A 17,941-nucleotide genomic window follows, 5' to 3' on the forward strand; every position below is an offset into this window, starting at 1 on the left:
TCTTCCCGGTCATTCTGCCTGCCGCAAAAAAATGTTGCGGCGTGTCATCAGCCCGTCATTTTCGCCACCTATACTTGCTTCATCTGCTGTACAGGCAACCGATATGCCTGACTACAGACAGGTGTGCCGCGATGGCACACCACTCCCCTTTCATGACCATGGCGGGCGCTGGCAAGGCGCGCGAGATGGTGAGTACCGAGCAACTCTCAACTCTTGACCCATTTCATTTGGGTTTTTGGCCCGCGCCCCCGCGGGCCTTTTTTTGCCCGCACAGCAAGCTCTTGCGCAAAAACACGGTGGTCCGCCACGCACATGATATTGTGACTGCCTTTCCAACCGTCCTCAGGCATCATGGCCGCACCCTTGCTCGAACTCTGTTTTTCCGACCGCTATGAACGCTTGCGCTACCGCACCGCGCTAGTGCTGTATGCCCTGGTGATCCTGATCGGCGACATCCCCGGCGTGCGCGCGGACGTGGGCCAATATGCGTCGGGCGGCGTGCTGCATTCCTTCGGCTATGGCGTGCTGGCACTGATCCTGTTCAGCGGCACGGCCGGCGGCATGGCGCGCCGGGCGCTGCTGTCGGTACTGATGGTGGCGGCCATGGGCGCGCTGGACGAATTCATCCAGAGTTTCCTGCCGTACCGCCGTGGCGCCGTCAGCGACTGGGTGGTCGATATCACGGCCGCCGTGGCTGTGGTGCTGCCACTGGCTTTCATCTGGCCCGGCATGGCCGCCGCCGCGCTGAAAAAACAGCAGGGCTGATCACGGCGCGGCGTCATCGCCGGCGCCGAGCGCCAGCGGCAACTGGCCCTGGCCCGCTGCCGCCCGGCCGGCGATGCGGCGCAGCACCGTGCGCATCTCGCGCCGGCTGGCCGCTCCCGCCGCACGCGTCGCATCGCGCTGCATCTCCATCAACTGTTCCGACCGTGACAGCCTCGTCAAGGCATGCAGGGCCTGGGTCAGCGCATAGCGGGCGCGCGCCCCGTTCGCTGCGCCCGGGGCGCCGTACACGGCAATCACCAGCTCATTGATCAGCTTGACGCTATGGGAATCGGCAGACATTTATTCTCCTGAGATAAGCAACGGGGAACAAGGCAATGGGGGAACAAGGGAATGCGCGAACGCCGTGCCCGCCCTGCGCAAGAATGTCTTTTATACCAAGCTCGACAATTGAAGCACTTGATGTACCTCAATGTGAAATAACAAGTACCGAACATCTCAGCCCTCCTGCTCTCTTACTAGCAGCAGTTGCGGCCATGCCTGGCATGCGCCATTGACGCTGACCTCCGCCCCCCCCCTGGAAACCGGGTTAACACTTTGTCAGACCAAGAGGAGAACAAGATGAGAGTAAAAAAAACCATGGCGCTGGCTGGCCTGCTGTGTACGCTGGCCGCCTGCAGTTCGGATCCGAACCGCACCAGCATGAGCAGCACGAACGGCCGCAGCGGTGAAAGCTACAGCAATACGGCCGGGACGGGCAGCACTGCGGCCGGCAGCAGCACCAGCAGTGGCACCGGTAGCACCAGCAGCACCATGAGCGACACCAGCACGGGTAGCAGCGGCACCGCAGGCACCGGCAGCGCCGACGCGCGCACCTCCACGGCCAACAATCCCATGAACATGGACGGCAGCCAGACCGGTGTGAGCATCGCCTCCGCCACAGTGCAATCGATCGAGCCGGTACCGCGCGGCATGGATCAGGGCAGCAGCGACATGCAATCGGGCAGTTCCGGCACGGCGGGCACCACCTCGGGCAACACGCAGTACCGGGTCACCCTGCGCCTGGACGACGGCAGCACGCGGGCCATCATGCAAAACTCCCAGCCCAGCTACCAGATCGGCGATAGGGTCAAGGTAGTCAACGGCTTGCTGCAGCGCTATTGACGTTATCCGGGATCAGCGCAGGGGATCAACGCGGCATGCACTGATTACGCCTGGTCACTGGCGTTCGGGGTACTGAACGCCAGTGGCCAGGTACATTCACTGCAGTCAGGTCTGCGAGGTATGCTGCGAGGTATGGCAAGACAGGCAAAGACAGGCATCTTGCTTGCCTGCCTTGTTTTGTCTTGCCTTTTCCTTACCTTGGCCTTGCCATCTCTCCTGCTAGCTAAGCCCTGCAGCTTGCTATGCCTTCTGCCTTGCCATGCCTTCACGTGCCATGATCTTAAGCAGTTCCTTGCCTCTTGCCTCTTGCCTCGCTTGCCGCCTGCCTCTTGCCGACTTCCTTGCAGAATCCACGCCGGGAGCGCCATTCCTGTGCTCCCGGCACAAGCACCTACTCCACCATGCCCATCTTGCGCTGGCTTGCCGCCAGCCCGGTGAGCAGTTCCGCCGCTTTTTTCCCGGCCAGGAAGGCGTGGTCGGAATTGTAGTATTCCCACTCGCTGTAACGTCCCGCCAGCACGATATCCTGCGTGGAAAGCCATGCCTTCACCAGCGCCACGTTGGCGGCCCGCGCGTGGTCGTACACCACATAGGCGTAGGGCATGTCCACCTGGTTGGCGGCCAGCAGGCGGTCATCGTCGCGCAGCAAGCCCACCGCGATGCAATCGGCCACGCAGCGGTCAATCAGGGCCTGTCCATCGAGCGGCAGCGGTTTCCAGGGCGAATAACTGATCTCGCACGTGAGGCCGAAACCGCCCGGCGCATTGCAATGGGGGCTGGCATTACCTTGCAGGAAGATACGGTGGAATATCGTCTCTTCCGGATAGTAAATCCAGTGTTTCTCGCTGATGTTTTCGCGCGCCACACCCAGGTTGACGCAGCGCACGGAAATATGCCGCAAGGCGCGCGCCGCCGCCTGTACCTGCGGCGGCGCCTGCTCGCCGATCAGGCGCACCAGCTGCGGCAGGGGCATGGTGCTGAGCAAGTGCTGGTAGCGGAAGCGGCGGCCATCACCCAGCACGACCACGTGCTGGCGCGGCAAGACCTGCACCACATCGGCATTAAGCTCCAGTTTGCCTTGCAGGTGCGGCAGGAAACCCGACATCAATGCCTGGAAGCCACCGCGCAAGGGATAGCCGAAGCGCGCATTCGGGCCCATCGGCTTGGCCACCGGTTCCAGCGCGCCCTCGATGATTTCTTCCAGGTTCGGCAAGGGCACCCGCCCGCCCAGCCACGACGTTTCCATCTCGGATAGGGGAACGGTCCACAATTTCTTGTTGTAGGGAATGGCGAAATGGCGGGCGATCCCGCTGCCCCACACTTGATGGATGAATTGCTCGAAATTGGGCGCGGTCTGGGCTTGGGCTTGGGCTTGGGCTTGGGCCGGCGCCGCCACGGCATCGTGCACCTGTTCCAGCCCCGTGCCGCCGTCGGCGCAGCAGTCTTCCACGGCGCAAGCCGCAGCCGCCGCATGGCCCGGGGCCGTCGGCGCGTTGCCGTAGCGCGCCTCGACGGCGCCGATGATGCATTCCTTGATGACGGCCGGCGGCAGGCCGTACAACGCTCCCTGGAAAGGATAGCGCGTATAGACCTGCTTGCTGTAGACCCAGGCTTCGCGGTTTTGCCAGTGCAGGTTGGCGCCCAGCAAGGTCCGGTACATATCGAGCACATAGTCATCGTTGGAAAACATGATGTGGCCAGCGTGATCGAAGGTAAAACCCCGGTCCTGGATGGAGCGGCACCAGCCGCCCACGGCGGCATTTTTATCCAGCAGCAAGGTATCGGCGCCCAGGTGATAGGCGGCGCTCAGGCCCGTCGGGCCGGCGCCGATGATGGCGCAGGCCACGGCTTGCGGCGCACCGGGGGGATGCAGGAGGTTGACGCCGGCGCCCGGTGTGGCGGCCTGTGCCCTGCCGGCGGCGGGCACCGCCTGGCGTGCGCCCTGTCCCGGCGGCGTCGTGTCGAGCAAGGTGCGCATCTGCTCCACCGTGGCATCCCAGGAGGTAGCCTCGGCGATGGCGCGCATGCTGGCGGCCATCGCCGCACGCTGTTCCGGCGTTGCGGCCAGCGCCGCCTCGCAAGCGGCAACAAAGGCTTCCGGCGTATCGGCAATGGCCACGATGTCGCCATACGGCACGGCCACATCGGTGATCGACGTGCTGACGATGGGCAGCTGCGCCGCCATGTATTCGAGCACTTTGGTCGGACTGATGAAACGGGTCGCTTCATTTCTGGCGAAGGGCAGCAGGCACACGTCCCAGCCGGCCAGGAAGTGCGGCAACGCCTGGTACGGCTGCTGGCCCAGGTAATGGATATTCTGCCGCTGCGGCAAGCTGGCCGGGTCGATCTTGAGGATGGGGCCGACCAGCACGATTTGCCACTCGGGATGGGCGTCGGCCAGCGCCGCCACCAGGGCAGGCTCGAAACGCTCGTCGATCACGCCGTAATAGCCGAGCCTGGGCCGGCCGATCTCCGCTTGCGCGGGATGGCCATTGTGGCGGTCCAGCGCCTGTTCGAAGTGCACGGTATCGACGCTGCTGGCGAAGCAATGGACGTTCGCGTGGCGCGTGCGCTTCGCCTCGAACAGGCTGGGGCCGCCGGCAAACACGAGGTCGGCGCGCGCCAGCAAGGCCGTTTCGCGCTGCAGCAGTTGCCGAGGCGCACTCTTGAATGCGGCCAGTTCATCCATGCAGTCATACACGACCAGATCCGCGTGCAAGGCCGGCAGCAGCGGCAGCGCCATCGGCGTATAGAACCACACGATGGGATCGTCGGCTGGCGTGATCTGGCTCAGCAAGGGTTGCAGCACGGCCAGCTGGTCGTCGTGAAAACCGGGCGCCTGCACGGCCGTGCGGGGCTGGCATACGGTCACGTTCGGCGCTGGCGTGGACAGTTCCAAGGTACCTGGCCCGTCGTGCCAGACAGGTTCCTCGACGAAGACCACGCGGTAGAACTGCGCCAGCCGCGACAGCAGCTGTTGCGGACGCTGATACACGAAATTCCAGCGTAAATGGGAAAAAACGATGATGGTTCGCATGCCAGTTCCTTTCTGCCCCGCCAGGGCAAACGTTGAACAAAGTTGTCCGGTCAGGCGCTGTGCCTGCCGTAGTGCCGCCGCGTAAGGGGGCACGAGGATGCGCCGCAGCCGCTCTCCCCCCTCGCCTTCCAGGCCGACATCCCACAGGCCGCTGCGGTGCCAGTGGCTGGCATCGTCCCAGTCGGGCCGGTCGATGATGGGATAGATGCAGACGCCGCGCAGCTCGGCGCCATGCTGGACGGCCAGCGCCGCCTCGACGGCCACGTCGCGTATCCAGGCGCCGCGCCCGCTGCCCACGTGGCTCGTTTCCGCCAGCAGCAGCGGCCGCTGATAGCGCGCCTGCACTTCCAGCAGCAGCTGGTGCAGGGGCATGCGGCGCGGTTCGCCCAGGTGCCACCACAGGCGCAAATTGCTGCCGCTTTCCCACTGGTTGCTGTGGTAATAGTTCAGGCCGATCAAGTCCAGGTAGCGCGGCGCGCCGCCCAGTTCCGGCGCTTGCCGGCCACACAGCATGTCCCACGCCTCGAACTGCGAGGCGCGCCAGGCGGCCGCCTGCGCAACCCAGTCCGTGCGTCCGGGCGGCGCGGTCACGTGGATCAGGGGATCGCATTGCAGGAAGCGCGCCTGCGGACTGACGGCGCGGATGGCGTCGCAGCCGGCCACGGTGGCGCGCACCAGCTGCCGCTTGCCTTCGTGGCCCGCATCGGGCCGGTACATGTTCAGGCACTGGAACATGTGCACCGACAAGCCCCAGCTGGTAAACGAGATTTCATTGACGGGCGAATACATGGGCGCGCGACCCGCATACGGCGCGAGAAACTGCGCTGCCGCCCGGCAATAACGGGCAAAGCGCGGCACGAAGTCCGGTGAAAACAGGTCGAGTTCGGGCGGCCAGCCGTAGTGGCAGAAGGTCCAGTTGATCTGCAGTCCCAGCTCCTGCGCCACGGCGGCGCGCTCCTCGATGAAGGAAAAATCGAACTGGCCATCGCGCTCGGCCAGGCGCCAGCCTATGCTTTCGCGCACGCTGCGGATGCCGAACTGGCGCAGCAGCAGATAGTCTTCGCGCACCCGATCCAGGTGGCCCGTGACGCGGTTCATGTCCAGCGCCTGGCCGCCATGGGTGACGTGGTCGGCGCCTTCGTAGCCCCCCTGCCAGTAAGTCAGGAACGGCGCTGCCGCGCCATCGGTATCGGCCATGCCTGCTCCTCTTGATGTGATGAACCAGATGAAACTTGCCGGGCCCGGCTCGCGGTCAATTGAGCCGGATATTGCGGGTGGCCGCGCTGAGCAGCTCCAGCGCGGCCTTCGGCGTTCGGTCCGCCGTCAGCAGACCATTGGTTTCCTGGAAGGTGTCGGCAAACTGCGTGTAGCAAAAACCGCTGAACATCTGCGCCGTATTGACGACGTTCATCAGGCGCCGGTAAATATCGAGAAAAGCCGCCTCGTTGCCCACGCGCGCATAGCCCCAGGTTTCCGCCGATTCGCTCTGCTCCCGGTCAAAGGCGATGCCGCCAAATTCCGTGAGTACGATGGGCTGGCCCCGGTGCGGAAAGCCGTCGAGCGTGAGAATGCGTCCGCCCGGGCGGCGCTGGTCGAACAAGGTGGTGCGGGCCGAATCGCTGATCGCATAGCGCGCCTGCAGTCGTTCCGGATCGCAGTCGTAATCGTGGATGCCGAGGATGTCCGTGGCCGACGCCTCCCAGCCGTCGTTGCCGATCACGGGTCGCGTGGGGTCGAGCGTGCGCGTCAGGTGGTACAGCGCTTCGACGGCGTTGCGGTGGGCCTGGATGGCCGTCAGGTTGGGCACGCCCCACGATTCGTTGAACGGCACCCAGACGAGAATGCAAGGATGGCTGTAGTCGCGTTCGATCACGTCCGTCCATTCGCGCACCATGCGCGTGATGGCCTTGCTGGAAAAGCGGTACGTCGATGGCATTTCTTCCCACACCAGCAAGCCCAGGCGGTCGGCCCAGTACAGGTAGCGCGGGTCCTCGATCTTCTGGTGCTTGCGCACGCCGTTGAAACCCATGGCCTTGGCCAGCTCCACGTCGTGCCGCAAGGCCGCATCGGAAGGCGCCGCCAGCAGGGTGTCGGGCCAGTAGCCCTGGTCGAGCACGAGGCGCAGCGGATACGGCCGGCCATTGAGCATGAAGCGGTCGCGGTTGATGGCCACCGAGCGCAGCGCCGTGTACGACTTGACGGTATCGAGCAGCGCGTCGCCATGCCACAAGGTCACTTCCGCATCGAGCAGAATTGGCCGTTCCGGACTCCACAGCAGTTCGTTGCGCGAATCGTCGATGCCGGGGTCGGACAGGGCGATCTTGCGGCTCGCTTCGTTTTCGATCAGCTTGTACTGGTCGTCGGCCAGCAGGTTGTCGCCATGCCAGATGCGCACGGCCACCGTGAGGTCGTCCTGCAAGTCGCCCGTGGCGAACACGTCGCAGCCGATCTCGTAGCCCTCGAACACGGGCGTCCAGCGCAGCTTGCCGACATAGGTGGCCGCCACGCGCTCGATCCACACGCTTTGCCAGATGCCCGTGGTGCGCGGATACCAGATGGAATGGGGCAGCAGCTGCCAGTCCTGCTTGCCGCGCGGCTTGGCCAGGTCGTGCGGATCGTCCTCGACGCGCACCGTCAGCACTTGCGGCCCGTCGGACAGCAGCGCATGGCTGATGTTGGCGACAAACGGCGTATGCCCGCCTTCGTGGTCGGCCACCACGTGTCCGTTCAGCCATACCTTCGCATGGTAGTCGACGGCGCCGAAATGCAGCAGCACGCACGGGCCGCCCGGCTGCAGCAAAAATTCGCGCTGGTACCAGCAGACGCGGTGAAAACCACGGTCGCCCACACCACTGGCCTGCGATTCCGGCGGAAACGGCACGATGATGTCGTGCGTCCAGTCGATGCCGCCATCGGGCAGCCGGTAGCGCCGCTCATTGTCGAAGGTGAAACGCCAGGCGCCGTTCAACGATTGCCAGTTTTCGCGCACCATCTGCGGGCGGGGATACGCGAAGCCGCCCGCGTCAGGCAGGGCGGTCCCGGCCTGGCCATCATCGGTATCGGATGGGGAAATATGGTCATTGAGCATGCCTGTTGGAGGCATGCGGCACTGAGCAAGTTCCAAAGAAAGAGGCTTGCTTTGTCACGCATGAGCAAGATCAAACCACGCTCAATTCAAGGGAACCACCATGCGTGCGCTGTGTCCATCGGCGTTAAAGCGCTGCACCACGGTGCGCCCCGTACTGGCCGCGCACTGCTTGCGGCACAGGGCCACACAGGCGCCGCCAAAACCGGCGCCCGTCAGGCGCGCGCCATACACGGCGGACTGCGCCGACAGCAGCGCCGCCAGCGTATCGAGCACCGGCAGCGACACCTCGTAGTCGTCGCGCAGGCTGGCGTGCGACTGCGCCATCAGTTGGCCGAAAAGCACGGGACCATGCTGGCCGCACGCTTGCAGCACGCGCAAGTTTTCGCTGACCACGTGGCGCGCGCGGCGGCGGTACGGCTCGGGCAAGCCTTCCACCACGGACGGCTCGCGCACGTCGCGCAGCGCCGCCACGCCCAGCAGGCGCGCCGCCTGTTCGCACTCGGCGCGCCGCACGTTGTACGCGCTGCCGGCCAGGGTGCGCGGCACGCCGCTGTCGATGACCAGCACCTCGCTGTCGTGGGGCAGCGCCAGCAGTTCATGGCGCAGGGTGCGCGCATCGAGCAGCAGCATGTGGCGCTCGTCGGCCAGGCTCGACGCCATCTGGTCCATCACGCCGCAATTGACTTGCGCGTAGCGGATTTCCGCCTGCTGCCCCATCAGGGCCAGCGACACGTCGTCAATCTGCAACCCCAGCAACTGGCGCAGCGCGCGCAGCATGGCGATCTCCAGCGCCGCGCTGCTCGACAGGCCGGCGCCCGGCGGCACGTCCGAATCGATATGGCCGCGCACGGCCGGCACGACGACGCCGCGCTCCTCAAGCAGGCGGATGCAGCCTTCCAGGTAGCGGCCGAAACCGGGCGGCGCGGCGCACTGGCGCTCGAAACGCACGAGTTCGTCAAGGGTCGCGGAATAGAACTGATGGTGGCCGTCGGCGGCCAGCGCCAGCATCACGCGCGTGCGCTGCGGCGTGGCGCACGGCAGCATGTAGCCATCGTTGTAGTCCGTGTGCTCGCCCAGCAGGTTGACCCTCCCGGGCGCCGAGGCCGCCACCACGGGGACGGTGCCGAAATACGCGTCGGGGGTGATCATGGCAACTCCAGGGTCAGCGGACGCAGCCGTCCCTCCACGGAAGTGACCGGCCAGTCCGGGTCGCAAGTCAGGTTGTGCAGGCGCCCGCCGCTGAGCAGGAAAGTGTCTTCCACCATGCTGCCGGGCAAACTGGGATGGAAAGCCAGGGCCATGCCGTCCTTCAGGGCAATTTCCGTGTGCGCGCCGGCGGCCACCTCAGGCGCGCGGTAGCCGGCGATGCCGCCCTGCCGGAATTCCTGCACCGTATCGGGCTGGCCCGCATACGCATAGGCGCTGTCGAGCGCGTGATACACCATGCTCAGCGCATGCCCCGCCACGCAGGCGTCGAGCGCCACCGCTTCCAGCGCCAGGATGGCCGCGTCCGCTTCACCGATGCCGTCGCGCGCGGGGCGGAAGCGGCGCTGGCGGCTCAGGCTGGCACACAGGCCGTAAGCTTGCGCGCACAACGCCAGCACGGCACGCTCGCCCAGCGGCGACGCGGCCGGTGGCGCGCGCCGGTAGCGCTCGAAGCGCTCGGCGCCCGCCGCCAGCACGTACACGGCGTGCAGGCCGCGCGACCACAAGGCACGGGCGCAGGCGCCAGCCAGGTCCTGCTCGCTCCAGTCGGGACGCGCGGCGCGCAGCGCTTCGCTGGCGGCTGCGGCGGCCAGCCGCCCCACTTCGCGGTAGCGCGCCTGTTCCGGCGCCAGCAGGGGCAGGCGCTCCTCGCGCAGGGCAACGGGCAAGCAGCGTTCTTGCAGGCCGGGCCGGTCGCACAGCACGGGCCGCCCACCCGCCGCATGCTGCACGAAATGCTCGCGCAATTCGGCCAGCCGCGGCTGCATCCACGGCGTCACCTGCCAAGTCCAACTGCCGCGCACTTCTTCCTGACGCAGCCGCTGCGCCTCGGCCACATCCGTCAGGATGTAGGCCGCGTCGCGCGTGACGAGCACTTCGGCACAGCCGTACTCGGCCGTCTGGCAGGGGCTGCCCGCCCCGCCTGCCGTGGCCCAGGCGAACCAGTCCACGCCCCGCAAGCGCACCGCGCCGGCCCGCTCCTGTTCCAGCCAGCCGCGCATCTGCGCCAGCTTATGTGCAATTTCCAGTTCGACATTCCAGTTCATGCGATTTCCTCTGCCCTCTCCCATGCCACGGCGACCTGCTGCAGCTGCCGCGCCGACTCTTCGGGCAAGGCATCCATGGCGTACATGCCGGCGGCCAGCTCGGTGCCGGCCAGGTATTTGAGCCGTTCGCGCGTGCGGTACGGCGGATAAAACTGTGCGTGCAGCTGGGTTTCCGGATGCGCGCGGCCGTCTGGCGGCGCCTGGTACCAGGCCATCAGGTAAGGCATGGCGCGCTGCCACAGGCCGTCGTATTTCAGCAGGACTGTTTTCAGGGCGCGCGCCAGGTCCTCGCGCTGCTCCACCGACAAGGCCGCAAAGCTGTCCGTCTGCCGCCGCGGCATCACCCACGCTTCATACGGGTAGCGGGCGCAGGCGGGAACAAAAGCGATGGCTTCCGGCCCCAGGTACAGCAGACGCGCGCCGCCATCGGCTTCGCGCCGCGCCATGTCCACCAGCAGGGCCTGGCCATGGCCGGCAAGATAGGCGCGTTCCTGCTCCAGCATGCGCGCCGGCACGGGCGGAATAAACGGATAGGCGTAGATCTGCCCGTGCGGATGGTGCAGGGTCACGCCCACTTCCGCGCCACGGTTTTCGAACGGCAGCACGTAGGCGATGCCGGGCCGCTTGGCAAGTTCTTGCGTGCGCCCGGCCCACGCTTGCAGCAGCAAGACGATGTGACTGACGGGCAAGGTGCCCAGCGAGGCGCCGGCATCCTGGGCGAACACCACCACTTCGCACTGGCCGCTGGCGGGCGCCGTGGCGACCGTCAGGTCGGGCGGGTCGTGGGCACTCAGCGCCAGGGTGGGAAAGCGGTTGTCAAAGACGGCGATATCGTAGTCGCCGGCAGGCAACTCCGTCGGATGCGCGGGATCGCGCGTGGGCGCCAGCGGGTTGTACTCCGCCGGAGGGAGAAAGGTGCGGCCCTGGCGATAGGCCGCGTACGCGACCCACTCGCCGCGCAAAGGATGCCAGCGCAGGTGCGGATTGGCTTCCTGCGGCAAGGGGAAAGGGCTCGGTGCAACGCCAGCGACAACGATGGGACGCCTACTGTAAAGGGTCAGCTGGCGCCCGTCGGGTTTGACGAGTTGCTCGCAATACATGATGTTTCACAATCTTAAGGCACGAATTCTTAAGACTGGGGCTGGCAAGGAAAGTTCCAGAGTTTGCGGCGACTCCGCCAGTTCAAGCATTACCGATCCCGACCGGCACGAGTTTTTTACCGATCAGTACGCAAATTCCCGATTCGCATTATCATGTGCACAGCCTGTCACCCCAGCCGCTTTCAAGGCCGACCCTATTGTCGTCAGGGGATAGACAAATCGTCCATTGTGATTTTCCACCACGTCCCGATATCGCTACCATGATTCCATTTTCCATACTCGACCTGGCCCCCATCGCCGAAGGCAGCGACGCCAGCCAGTCGTTCAAGAACACGCTCGACCTGGCGCAGCACGGCGAACGCTGGGGCTACAACCGCTACTGGCTGGCCGAACACCACGGCATGCCCGGCATCGCCAGCGCCGCCACGGCCGTCGTCATCGCCCATGTGGCGGCCGGCACGACAACCATCCGCGTGGGCGCGGGCGGCGTGATGCTGCCGAACCACTCGCCGCTCGTCATCGCGGAACAGTTCGGCACCCTGGAAGCGCTGCATCCGGGCCGCATCGACCTGGGCCTGGGCCGCGCGCCCGGCTCCGACCAGACGACGGCGCGCGCCCTGCGCCGCGACCTGCAGTCCGATGCGGAACAATTCCCGCAGGACGTGCTGGAATTGATCGACTATATGTCCGACGAGCCGCGCCAGCGCGTGCTGGCCGTGCCCGGCAAGGGCGCGAAAGTGCCCGTGTGGATACTCGGCTCGAGCCTGTTCGGCGCCCAGCTGGCCGCCCACCTGGGCTTGCCGTATGCATTCGCCTCGCACTTCGCGCCGCAAATGATGCTGCAAGCCGTGGCCTATTACCGCGAACATTTCAAGCCGTCAAAACAATTGGCGAAACCGTACGTGATGCTGGGCTTTAACGTCTTTGCCGCCGATACGGATGCCGAGGCGCACTTGCGCGCCACGTCGATGCAGCAAGCGTTCGTCAACCTGCGCACGGGCCGCCCGTCGCGTCTGCAACCGCCCGTGCCCGGCTACCTGGAGCAATTGGGTCCGCAGGAACGCGCCATGCTCGACTCCGTCCTGTCCTGCACGGCCATCGGCGCGCCGGACACCGTCAAGGCGAAAATGGCCGCCTTCATTGCCGAAACGGGTGCCGACGAACTGATGATCACTTCGCAGATCTTCGAGCACCAGCACCGGCTGCGCTCGTATGAAATCACGGCGCAGGTGCATGCGGAGCTTGCGCAGCAGTAAACTTTCCTCCCTCGGTATATCCCCATATACCCTTTTCCCGGCCGTCGGCAACGATCGCCGGGATTTTTTTTGCCTGTCCGGCAAGAAATGCGCAGCCCCGCTATCATGCTTATCCAAAAGCATCACTAAGAAAGTTGTATCGCATGAAATCCGCATCATCGAATGTCGATGCCAGCGCCCTGCTGACGTCGACCCGCATCCTGCTGTTCGCCCTGTCCGCCGGCGTGCTCGTCGCCAGCCTCTACTATGTGCAGCCGCTCACCTCCATGCTGGCCGCCTCGTTTGGCGTCAGCGTGCCGCAAGCGGGCTACCTGGTCACGGCCACGCAGATCGGCTATGTGCTGGGCATCGTCTTCCTGGTGCCCCTCAGTGACGTGCTGAACCGCCGCAAGCTGCTGACGTGGATGCTGATCGCCAAGATAGCCGCCCTGCTGCTGGCCGCCACCAGCCAGAACATTATCGTCTTTGCCATCGCCAGCGTGCTGATGGGCATCACGTCCAGTGCCTTGATGGTGGTCACGGCCATGGTGGCCTCGTATGCGCCCGACCACAGCCGGGGCCGCATGGTGGGCACCGTCATGACGGGCTTGTTGCTGGGCATCTTGCTGGCGCGTACCGTCTCCGGCACGGTGTCGCAGATCAGCGGCGGCTGGCGCACCGTCTACGTGCTGGCCGCCATCGTCGTGGCCGCCCTGCTCGTCATGCTGCGCCGCATCCTGCCGAACGAGGCGCCACGGGGCAAGCTGCAATACGGCAAGCTGATGGCCTCCTTGGCCGACATCATCCGCCAGGAACCGTTGCTGCGCCAGCGCGCCCTGTTCTCGGGCCTGGGCCTGGGCACTTTCAGCGTGTTCTGGACGGGCCTGACCTTTTTGCTCAGCGGCGAACCCTATCACTATTCGGAAATGCAGATCGGCCTGTTCGGCCTGGCGGGCGCGACGGGCGCGTTTGCCGCCAACACGGCCGGCCGCATGGCCGACCGCGGCTATGCGCGCCAGGCCACCTGGCTGCTGGCCGTCGCCTCGATCGCGGGCTGGGCCTTGATCGGCTTTGGCGCCCACTCGCTGGTGCTATTGCTGATCGGTATCGTGCTGCTGGACATGGGCGTGATGGGCCTGCAAGTGACGCACCAGTCCATCATCTATAAACTGGCGCCGCATGCGCGCGCAAGGGTGACCACCGTGTTCATCGCGGGCGGCTTCATCGGCGCATCGGCCGGCTCGGCCCTGGCCAGCGCCAGCTTTGCCGCCGGCGGCTGGCCCGCCCTGTGCATGGTGGGCGGCGCCATGCCGCTCTTGATGCTGCTGGTGTGGAGCAAGTACCGGCACACGCAGCGCAGGCTGGAACGGACGGCTTGATCCGGCACTGCGGGGCTGCGGCGCCAACAATGTTGTCGGGTTACGCGCTGGCGCGCTAACCCGACCTACGCACTTGCGCCAAGCGAACAAGCGTAGGTCGGATTAGCGGGGCCGCCGAGGTGCGGCGAGGCCGCGCGTAATCCGACAACGTTGTTTGCACAGACCACGTCTTATTTCGCGGCCGGCCCGCGCGCCTTGCCGAACGCATCGCCCGCCTTCCAGACCGGCATCTTCGCCGCGTTGGCGACGGCTTGCCCCAGGTTCAAGGTGAATTGCGCCTGCTGCGTCATGCCCGACAAATCCCAGCCGGCATCGTACTCATCGGTCACTTGATGGTAGCGGGGGCCATAGGCGGCCGCCTTGGCTTTCGACTTTTCCACGTCCTTGATGTACTCGCGTCCGCCATTGATGGAAAACGCGGGTACGCCCGCCTTGGCGAAGCTGAAATGGTCGCTGCGGAAGTAGCCGCCGGCCAGGTCGGGACGCGCTTGCGCGATGTGCATGCCCATGGATTTCGCCACTGTGGCGGCCATGGCCCCCAGCTCCGTGCGCTCGCTGCCTTGCGCGCCGATGTCGTGCGTAGCTCCAACAAAGTTCAGGCTGTCCAGATTCAGCGCGGCCGCCGTCTTGTTCAACGGCCACAGCGGATTGGCCGCATACGCTGCGCTGCCCAGCAAGCCTTGTTCCTCGGCCGCCACCCACAGGAATATCTGCGTGCGCTTCGCAGGCTTTTTCACGGCTTCCTGCGCCATGGCCAGCAAGCCGGCCGTGCCCGAGGCATTGTCAACGGCGCCGTTGTAGATGGTATCGCCAGTATCTCCCTGCTTGCCCAGGTGATCCCAGTGGCCGCTGTAGATGACGGCTTCATCCTTCAATGCCGGGTCGGTGCCCGGCACCATGCCGGCGATGTTGAATTGCTCCACCTTGCGCACGATGGACTTCATCTCGCCCGACAACTTGGCGTTCAATGCGACGGCCTTGAAGTCCCTGCTTTCCGCCTGGGCGCGCAAGGCGTCCAGGTCCTGGCCGCCGGCCGCAAACAAGCGGCGCGCCGCGTCTTCCGCGATCCAGCCCTGCAAGGGCGTGCCGGCCGTGCGGTCCGCCAGTTGAAAACGTTCGCTGCCGCTCCAGCTGTTCCGCACCACGCTCCAGTCGTACGAGGCCGACGGTTTCGTGTGGATCAGCAAGACGCCAGCCGCGCCCTGGCGCCTGGCTTCCTCGAATTTGTAGGTCCAGCGGCCGTAATACGTGAGCGCCTTGCCGGCGAAACGGTTCGGATCAAGCGCGGTCGGCTGCGGGTCGTTGACCATCATGACAACGATCTTGTTTTTGACATCGGCGCCCTTGAAATCGTTCCAACCCTCTTCCGGCGCCGTGATGCCGTAGCCGACGAACACCAGCGGTGCGTCGAACGTGTGCGCGGCAACGGAGTCGCCCGTGGCCCAGACCCAGTCCGGACCGAAGGCCAGCGACACGGCCTTGCCGTCCGCCACCGCCTGCAGGCTGCTATCTTGTGGCAAGGATTTCACGCCGGCGATTTGCACGCTCTGGCGGTAACTGTTGCCGCGCACGGGTTGCAGTCCGGCCATCTGCGCCTGGGTTTCCAAATAAGCCACCGTCAGGTCGGCGCCGCGCTGGCCCGTGCCGCGGCCTTCCAATAAGTCGTTGGACAGGAAGGCCAGATGTGCGCGCAAGGGCGCTTCCTGCACCACGGGCAATCCGGTGGCGGCCTGGGCGGAAAACGCCAGCGCGGTCAAGGCGAGGGAAGAAAACAGCTTCTGCATAAGATCCTTTGGGTAAGAGGAGGAAAGCGGTACGGCGGATAGCCGGGCCGAAGATTGTATGCGATGGGGCAGGCGCAGCAAAATGCGGACGAAAAAAATCCCCGCGGCAAGGGCGGGGATGTTTCAGGACGAACGCTCAGACCAGCAGGGCGGCCGCCAGGGATTCGATCTCTTCCGCCGATTCCTCAAGTATCGTGTGCAGGGTGCTGCCGCCGATGCCGAAGTCGATCTTCGCAGCGGCCAGGCGCCGCTCGGCGCTTTCCGGCGGGTGCAGGGGCGAGCCGACGGGCGACAGATCGTTGGCCAGCACCAGGGTCGCGCCCAAGGTGCGGGGCGGGAACGTGCTGCCGCCGTGCCACATGCCTTCCACGGCTTGCAAGACCAGGTCCGGTACTTGCAGCTGGCGCAGCACGCCGCGGCCGATCAGCTTTTCGCCGTATTCGATCCAGTCTTCCGTATTGTCGTCCAGCAAACCCGGATATTCCTCGGCGCGCGACAGCAGATAAAAACCGCCCACTTCGTGCACGATGGCGGCGAACATGGCCGTTTCCACGTCCACGTGCGTGACTTTCCTGGCGATCACCTGGCTCAGCGCGGCCACATGGGCCGTGTGTTCCCACAGCCGGGCCGCCTTGGCGCGCAATTGCGGGTCCGTGATCTGGCTGCCCAGCTGGCGCACGATGACGGACGCCACCATCGATTTCAGGGTGGCAAAGCCCAGGCGCGAAACGGCCGCGCGCACATTGGCGATTTCATTGCCGGAACGGTTGTAGGCGGCCGAGTTGGCCAATGCCACGACCCGGGCCGACAGCAGCGGCTCGGCCATGACCATGCGGGCGGCCGCTTCGATATGGCAATCGGGGTCGTCCAGCGCTTCCTGCAGCTTCAAGGTGGCCTTGACGTTGGCGGGGAACGTCAGCTCGCCCTTGCTCGCTTGCAGCGCGATAATCTTGAATACTTCCAGTCTGTCCATGGGTCAATCTCCGGTACGGGCCTGTGCAGGCTCTGCTATGTGGATGGGCCGGGAATGCGCTCCCCGGCCCGGCTCCCGTTTCCGGCAATATTACAGCAAGTTTATACGCAAACCTATTACTTTCCGGAAACTTTCCCTGCCACGCCTTCGACAAAATAATCCATCTTCGTCAGCGCCGCATCGTCCAGCACGCCTTTGTCCAGGCGCACCTTGCCATCGTTGTCCTTGATCGGCGCGCTGAAGGGATTGAGCTTGCCAGCTACCAACTCTTTCTCACGCGCCAATACGAACTGTTTCACGTCGGCCGGCACGGCGGCATTGATGCCTTCCAGCTTGACCATGCCATCCTTGATGCCGCCCCAGGTGCTGCTGGACTTCCACGTGCCGTCCAGCACGGCCTGCGCCTGCTTCGTATAGTAGTCGCCCCAGTGGTGGGTGACGGCAGCCAGCTGCGCCTTCGGCCCGTATTTTTTCATGTCCGAGTGGTAGGCGATCGCATACTTGCCCTTCTCTTCGGCCGCCTGCACCACGGCCGTCGAGTCCGTGTGGTGGGTGACCACGTCGGCGCCCTGGCCGATCAGGGTGATGGCCGCGTCGCGTTCCTTGCCCGGGTCGAACCAGCTATTGACCCACACCACTTTCACTTCCGCCTTCGGGTCGACGCTGCGCATGCCGCGCGTGAAAGCGTTAACTCCCTGCAACACTTCCGGGATGGGAAACGCCGCCACGTAGCCGGCCACATGGGACTTGCTCATCTTGCCGGCCAACACGCCGGCCAGGTAGCGGCCCTCGTAGAAACGGGCATTCGTGTTGGCCACGTTGACGGCCGTCTTGTAGCCCGTCAAATGAATGAACTTCACATTAGGAAATTGTTTCGCCACTTTCAAGGTGGGATTCATGTAGCCGAACGAGGTCGTGATGACCAGCTTGCTCCCCGTCTGCGCCAGGTCGCGGATCACCCGTTCCGCATCGGCGCTCTCCGGCACGTTTTCCACGTACTTGGTGGTGATCTTGCCGCCCAGCGCCTTTTCCATTTCCTTGCGCGCCTGATCGTGCTGGGTGGTCCAGCCCGCGTCGCCGATGGGGCTGATATACACGAAGCCGACATTCAGCGGAGCGGCAGCGGGCGCGGCGGCCATGGCGGGCATGGAAGACATCAGCGCAGCACTGCAAACGGCGGCGCATAACAGTTTCTTGGACATGGTT

Annotated in this window: 13 protein-coding genes; 4 read left to right on the forward strand and 9 right to left on the reverse strand. The window is 65.1% G+C overall.

The window, feature by feature from the left end:
- Window positions 1-351: 351 nt before the first annotated feature.
- Complete coding sequence (locus IGS55_RS06810) at window positions 352-765, forward strand: VanZ family protein (protein ID WP_230515605.1); 414 nt, start codon at window positions 352-354, stop codon at window positions 763-765.
- On the opposite strand, the gene IGS55_RS06815 is transcribed toward IGS55_RS06810, so the two are convergent.
- Window positions 766-1,065 carry a hypothetical protein gene (locus IGS55_RS06815; RefSeq protein ID WP_230515606.1) on the reverse strand — a complete coding sequence of 100 codons (300 nt, stop codon included), beginning with the start codon at window positions 1,063-1,065 and terminating at the stop codon, window positions 766-768.
- Window positions 1,066-1,344: 279 nt separating this feature from the next.
- Here IGS55_RS06815 and IGS55_RS06820 point away from each other — a divergent pair, with 279 nt between their 5' ends.
- A complete protein-coding gene (locus IGS55_RS06820) occupies window positions 1,345-1,887 on the forward strand; it encodes a hypothetical protein (protein ID WP_230515607.1) in 543 nt (180 codons plus the stop codon).
- A 391-nt stretch (window positions 1,888-2,278) separates the two neighbouring features.
- Here the strand turns inward: IGS55_RS06820 and IGS55_RS06825 are convergent, their stop codons facing one another.
- From IGS55_RS06825 to galT, 5 genes are all read right to left on the reverse strand, one after another.
- Entirely contained in the window at window positions 2,279-6,121 is a 3,843-nt protein-coding gene (locus tag IGS55_RS06825) for an NAD(P)-binding protein (RefSeq protein ID WP_230515608.1), read from the reverse strand.
- A gap of 55 nt (window positions 6,122-6,176) precedes the next feature.
- A complete protein-coding gene (locus IGS55_RS06830; protein ID WP_230515767.1) occupies window positions 6,177-7,916 on the reverse strand; it encodes a glycoside hydrolase family 2 TIM barrel-domain containing protein in 1,740 nt (579 codons plus the stop codon).
- Window positions 7,917-8,093: 177 nt separating this feature from the next.
- Complete coding sequence (galK, locus tag IGS55_RS06835; protein ID WP_230515609.1) at window positions 8,094-9,161, reverse strand: galactokinase; 1,068 nt, start codon at window positions 9,159-9,161, stop codon at window positions 8,094-8,096.
- On the reverse strand, window positions 9,158-10,264 hold the full coding sequence (locus tag IGS55_RS06840) for a peptidase M24 (RefSeq protein WP_230515610.1): 1,107 nt from the start codon (window positions 10,262-10,264) through the stop codon (window positions 9,158-9,160). The genes galK and IGS55_RS06840 overlap by 4 nt, the downstream gene beginning before the upstream one ends.
- The gene (galT, locus tag IGS55_RS06845; RefSeq protein WP_230515611.1) at window positions 10,261-11,364 is read right to left on the reverse strand and encodes a galactose-1-phosphate uridylyltransferase; all 1,104 of its coding nucleotides are present in this window, start codon (window positions 11,362-11,364) and stop codon (window positions 10,261-10,263) included. Before galT ends, IGS55_RS06840 begins: the two co-directional genes overlap by 4 nt.
- A gap of 260 nt (window positions 11,365-11,624) precedes the next feature.
- Between galT and IGS55_RS06850 the strand changes: the two genes are divergently transcribed.
- Window positions 11,625-12,620, forward strand: coding sequence for an LLM class flavin-dependent oxidoreductase (locus tag IGS55_RS06850; protein WP_230515612.1), 996 nt, complete (start codon window positions 11,625-11,627; stop codon window positions 12,618-12,620).
- A gap of 143 nt (window positions 12,621-12,763) precedes the next feature.
- Complete coding sequence (locus tag IGS55_RS06855; RefSeq protein WP_230515613.1) at window positions 12,764-13,978, forward strand: MFS transporter; 1,215 nt, start codon at window positions 12,764-12,766, stop codon at window positions 13,976-13,978.
- Between the two features lie 170 nt (window positions 13,979-14,148).
- Here IGS55_RS06855 and IGS55_RS06860 read toward each other — a convergent pair whose 3' ends face one another.
- The 3 genes from IGS55_RS06860 to IGS55_RS06870 form a co-directional block, all read right to left on the reverse strand.
- The gene (locus IGS55_RS06860) at window positions 14,149-15,762 is read right to left on the reverse strand and encodes a M28 family peptidase (RefSeq protein ID WP_230515614.1); all 1,614 of its coding nucleotides are present in this window, start codon (window positions 15,760-15,762) and stop codon (window positions 14,149-14,151) included.
- A 136-nt stretch (window positions 15,763-15,898) separates the two neighbouring features.
- Window positions 15,899-16,735 carry an HDOD domain-containing protein gene (locus IGS55_RS06865; protein WP_230515615.1) on the reverse strand — a complete coding sequence of 279 codons (837 nt, stop codon included), beginning with the start codon at window positions 16,733-16,735 and terminating at the stop codon, window positions 15,899-15,901.
- Window positions 16,736-16,851: 116 nt separating this feature from the next.
- Window positions 16,852-17,937, reverse strand: coding sequence for a BMP family ABC transporter substrate-binding protein (locus tag IGS55_RS06870; protein ID WP_230515616.1), 1,086 nt, complete (start codon window positions 17,935-17,937; stop codon window positions 16,852-16,854).
- Window positions 17,938-17,941: the final 4 nt, after the last annotated feature.

The sequence above is a fragment of the Janthinobacterium sp. EB271-G4-3-2 genome (assembly GCF_020858035.1).
Classification (GTDB): Bacteria; Pseudomonadota; Gammaproteobacteria; order Burkholderiales; family Burkholderiaceae_D; genus Janthinobacterium; species Janthinobacterium aestuarii.

Excerpts from the sequence above, each read along its gene's own strand:
- IGS55_RS06810 (WP_230515605.1), top strand. The coding sequence starts at position 352 with ATGGCCGCACCCTTGCTCGAACTCTGTTTTTCCGACCGCTATGAACGC.
- IGS55_RS06815 (WP_230515606.1), bottom strand. The coding sequence starts at position 1,065 with ATGTCTGCCGATTCCCATAGCGTCAAGCTGATCAATGAGCTGGTGATT.
- IGS55_RS06820 (WP_230515607.1), top strand. The coding sequence starts at position 1,345 with ATGAGAGTAAAAAAAACCATGGCGCTGGCTGGCCTGCTGTGTACGCTG.
- IGS55_RS06825 (WP_230515608.1), bottom strand. The coding sequence starts at position 6,121 with ATGGCCGATACCGATGGCGCGGCAGCGCCGTTCCTGACTTACTGGCAG.
- IGS55_RS06830 (WP_230515767.1), bottom strand. The coding sequence starts at position 7,916 with ATGGTGCGCGAAAACTGGCAATCGTTGAACGGCGCCTGGCGTTTCACC.
- galK (WP_230515609.1), bottom strand. The coding sequence starts at position 9,161 with ATGATCACCCCCGACGCGTATTTCGGCACCGTCCCCGTGGTGGCGGCC.
- IGS55_RS06840 (WP_230515610.1), bottom strand. The coding sequence starts at position 10,264 with ATGAACTGGAATGTCGAACTGGAAATTGCACATAAGCTGGCGCAGATG.
- galT (WP_230515611.1), bottom strand. The coding sequence starts at position 11,364 with ATGTATTGCGAGCAACTCGTCAAACCCGACGGGCGCCAGCTGACCCTT.
- IGS55_RS06850 (WP_230515612.1), top strand. The coding sequence starts at position 11,625 with ATGATTCCATTTTCCATACTCGACCTGGCCCCCATCGCCGAAGGCAGC.
- IGS55_RS06855 (WP_230515613.1), top strand. The coding sequence starts at position 12,764 with ATGAAATCCGCATCATCGAATGTCGATGCCAGCGCCCTGCTGACGTCG.
- IGS55_RS06860 (WP_230515614.1), bottom strand. The coding sequence starts at position 15,762 with ATGCAGAAGCTGTTTTCTTCCCTCGCCTTGACCGCGCTGGCGTTTTCC.
- IGS55_RS06865 (WP_230515615.1), bottom strand. The coding sequence starts at position 16,735 with ATGGACAGACTGGAAGTATTCAAGATTATCGCGCTGCAAGCGAGCAAG.
- IGS55_RS06870 (WP_230515616.1), bottom strand. The coding sequence starts at position 17,937 with ATGTCCAAGAAACTGTTATGCGCCGCCGTTTGCAGTGCTGCGCTGATG.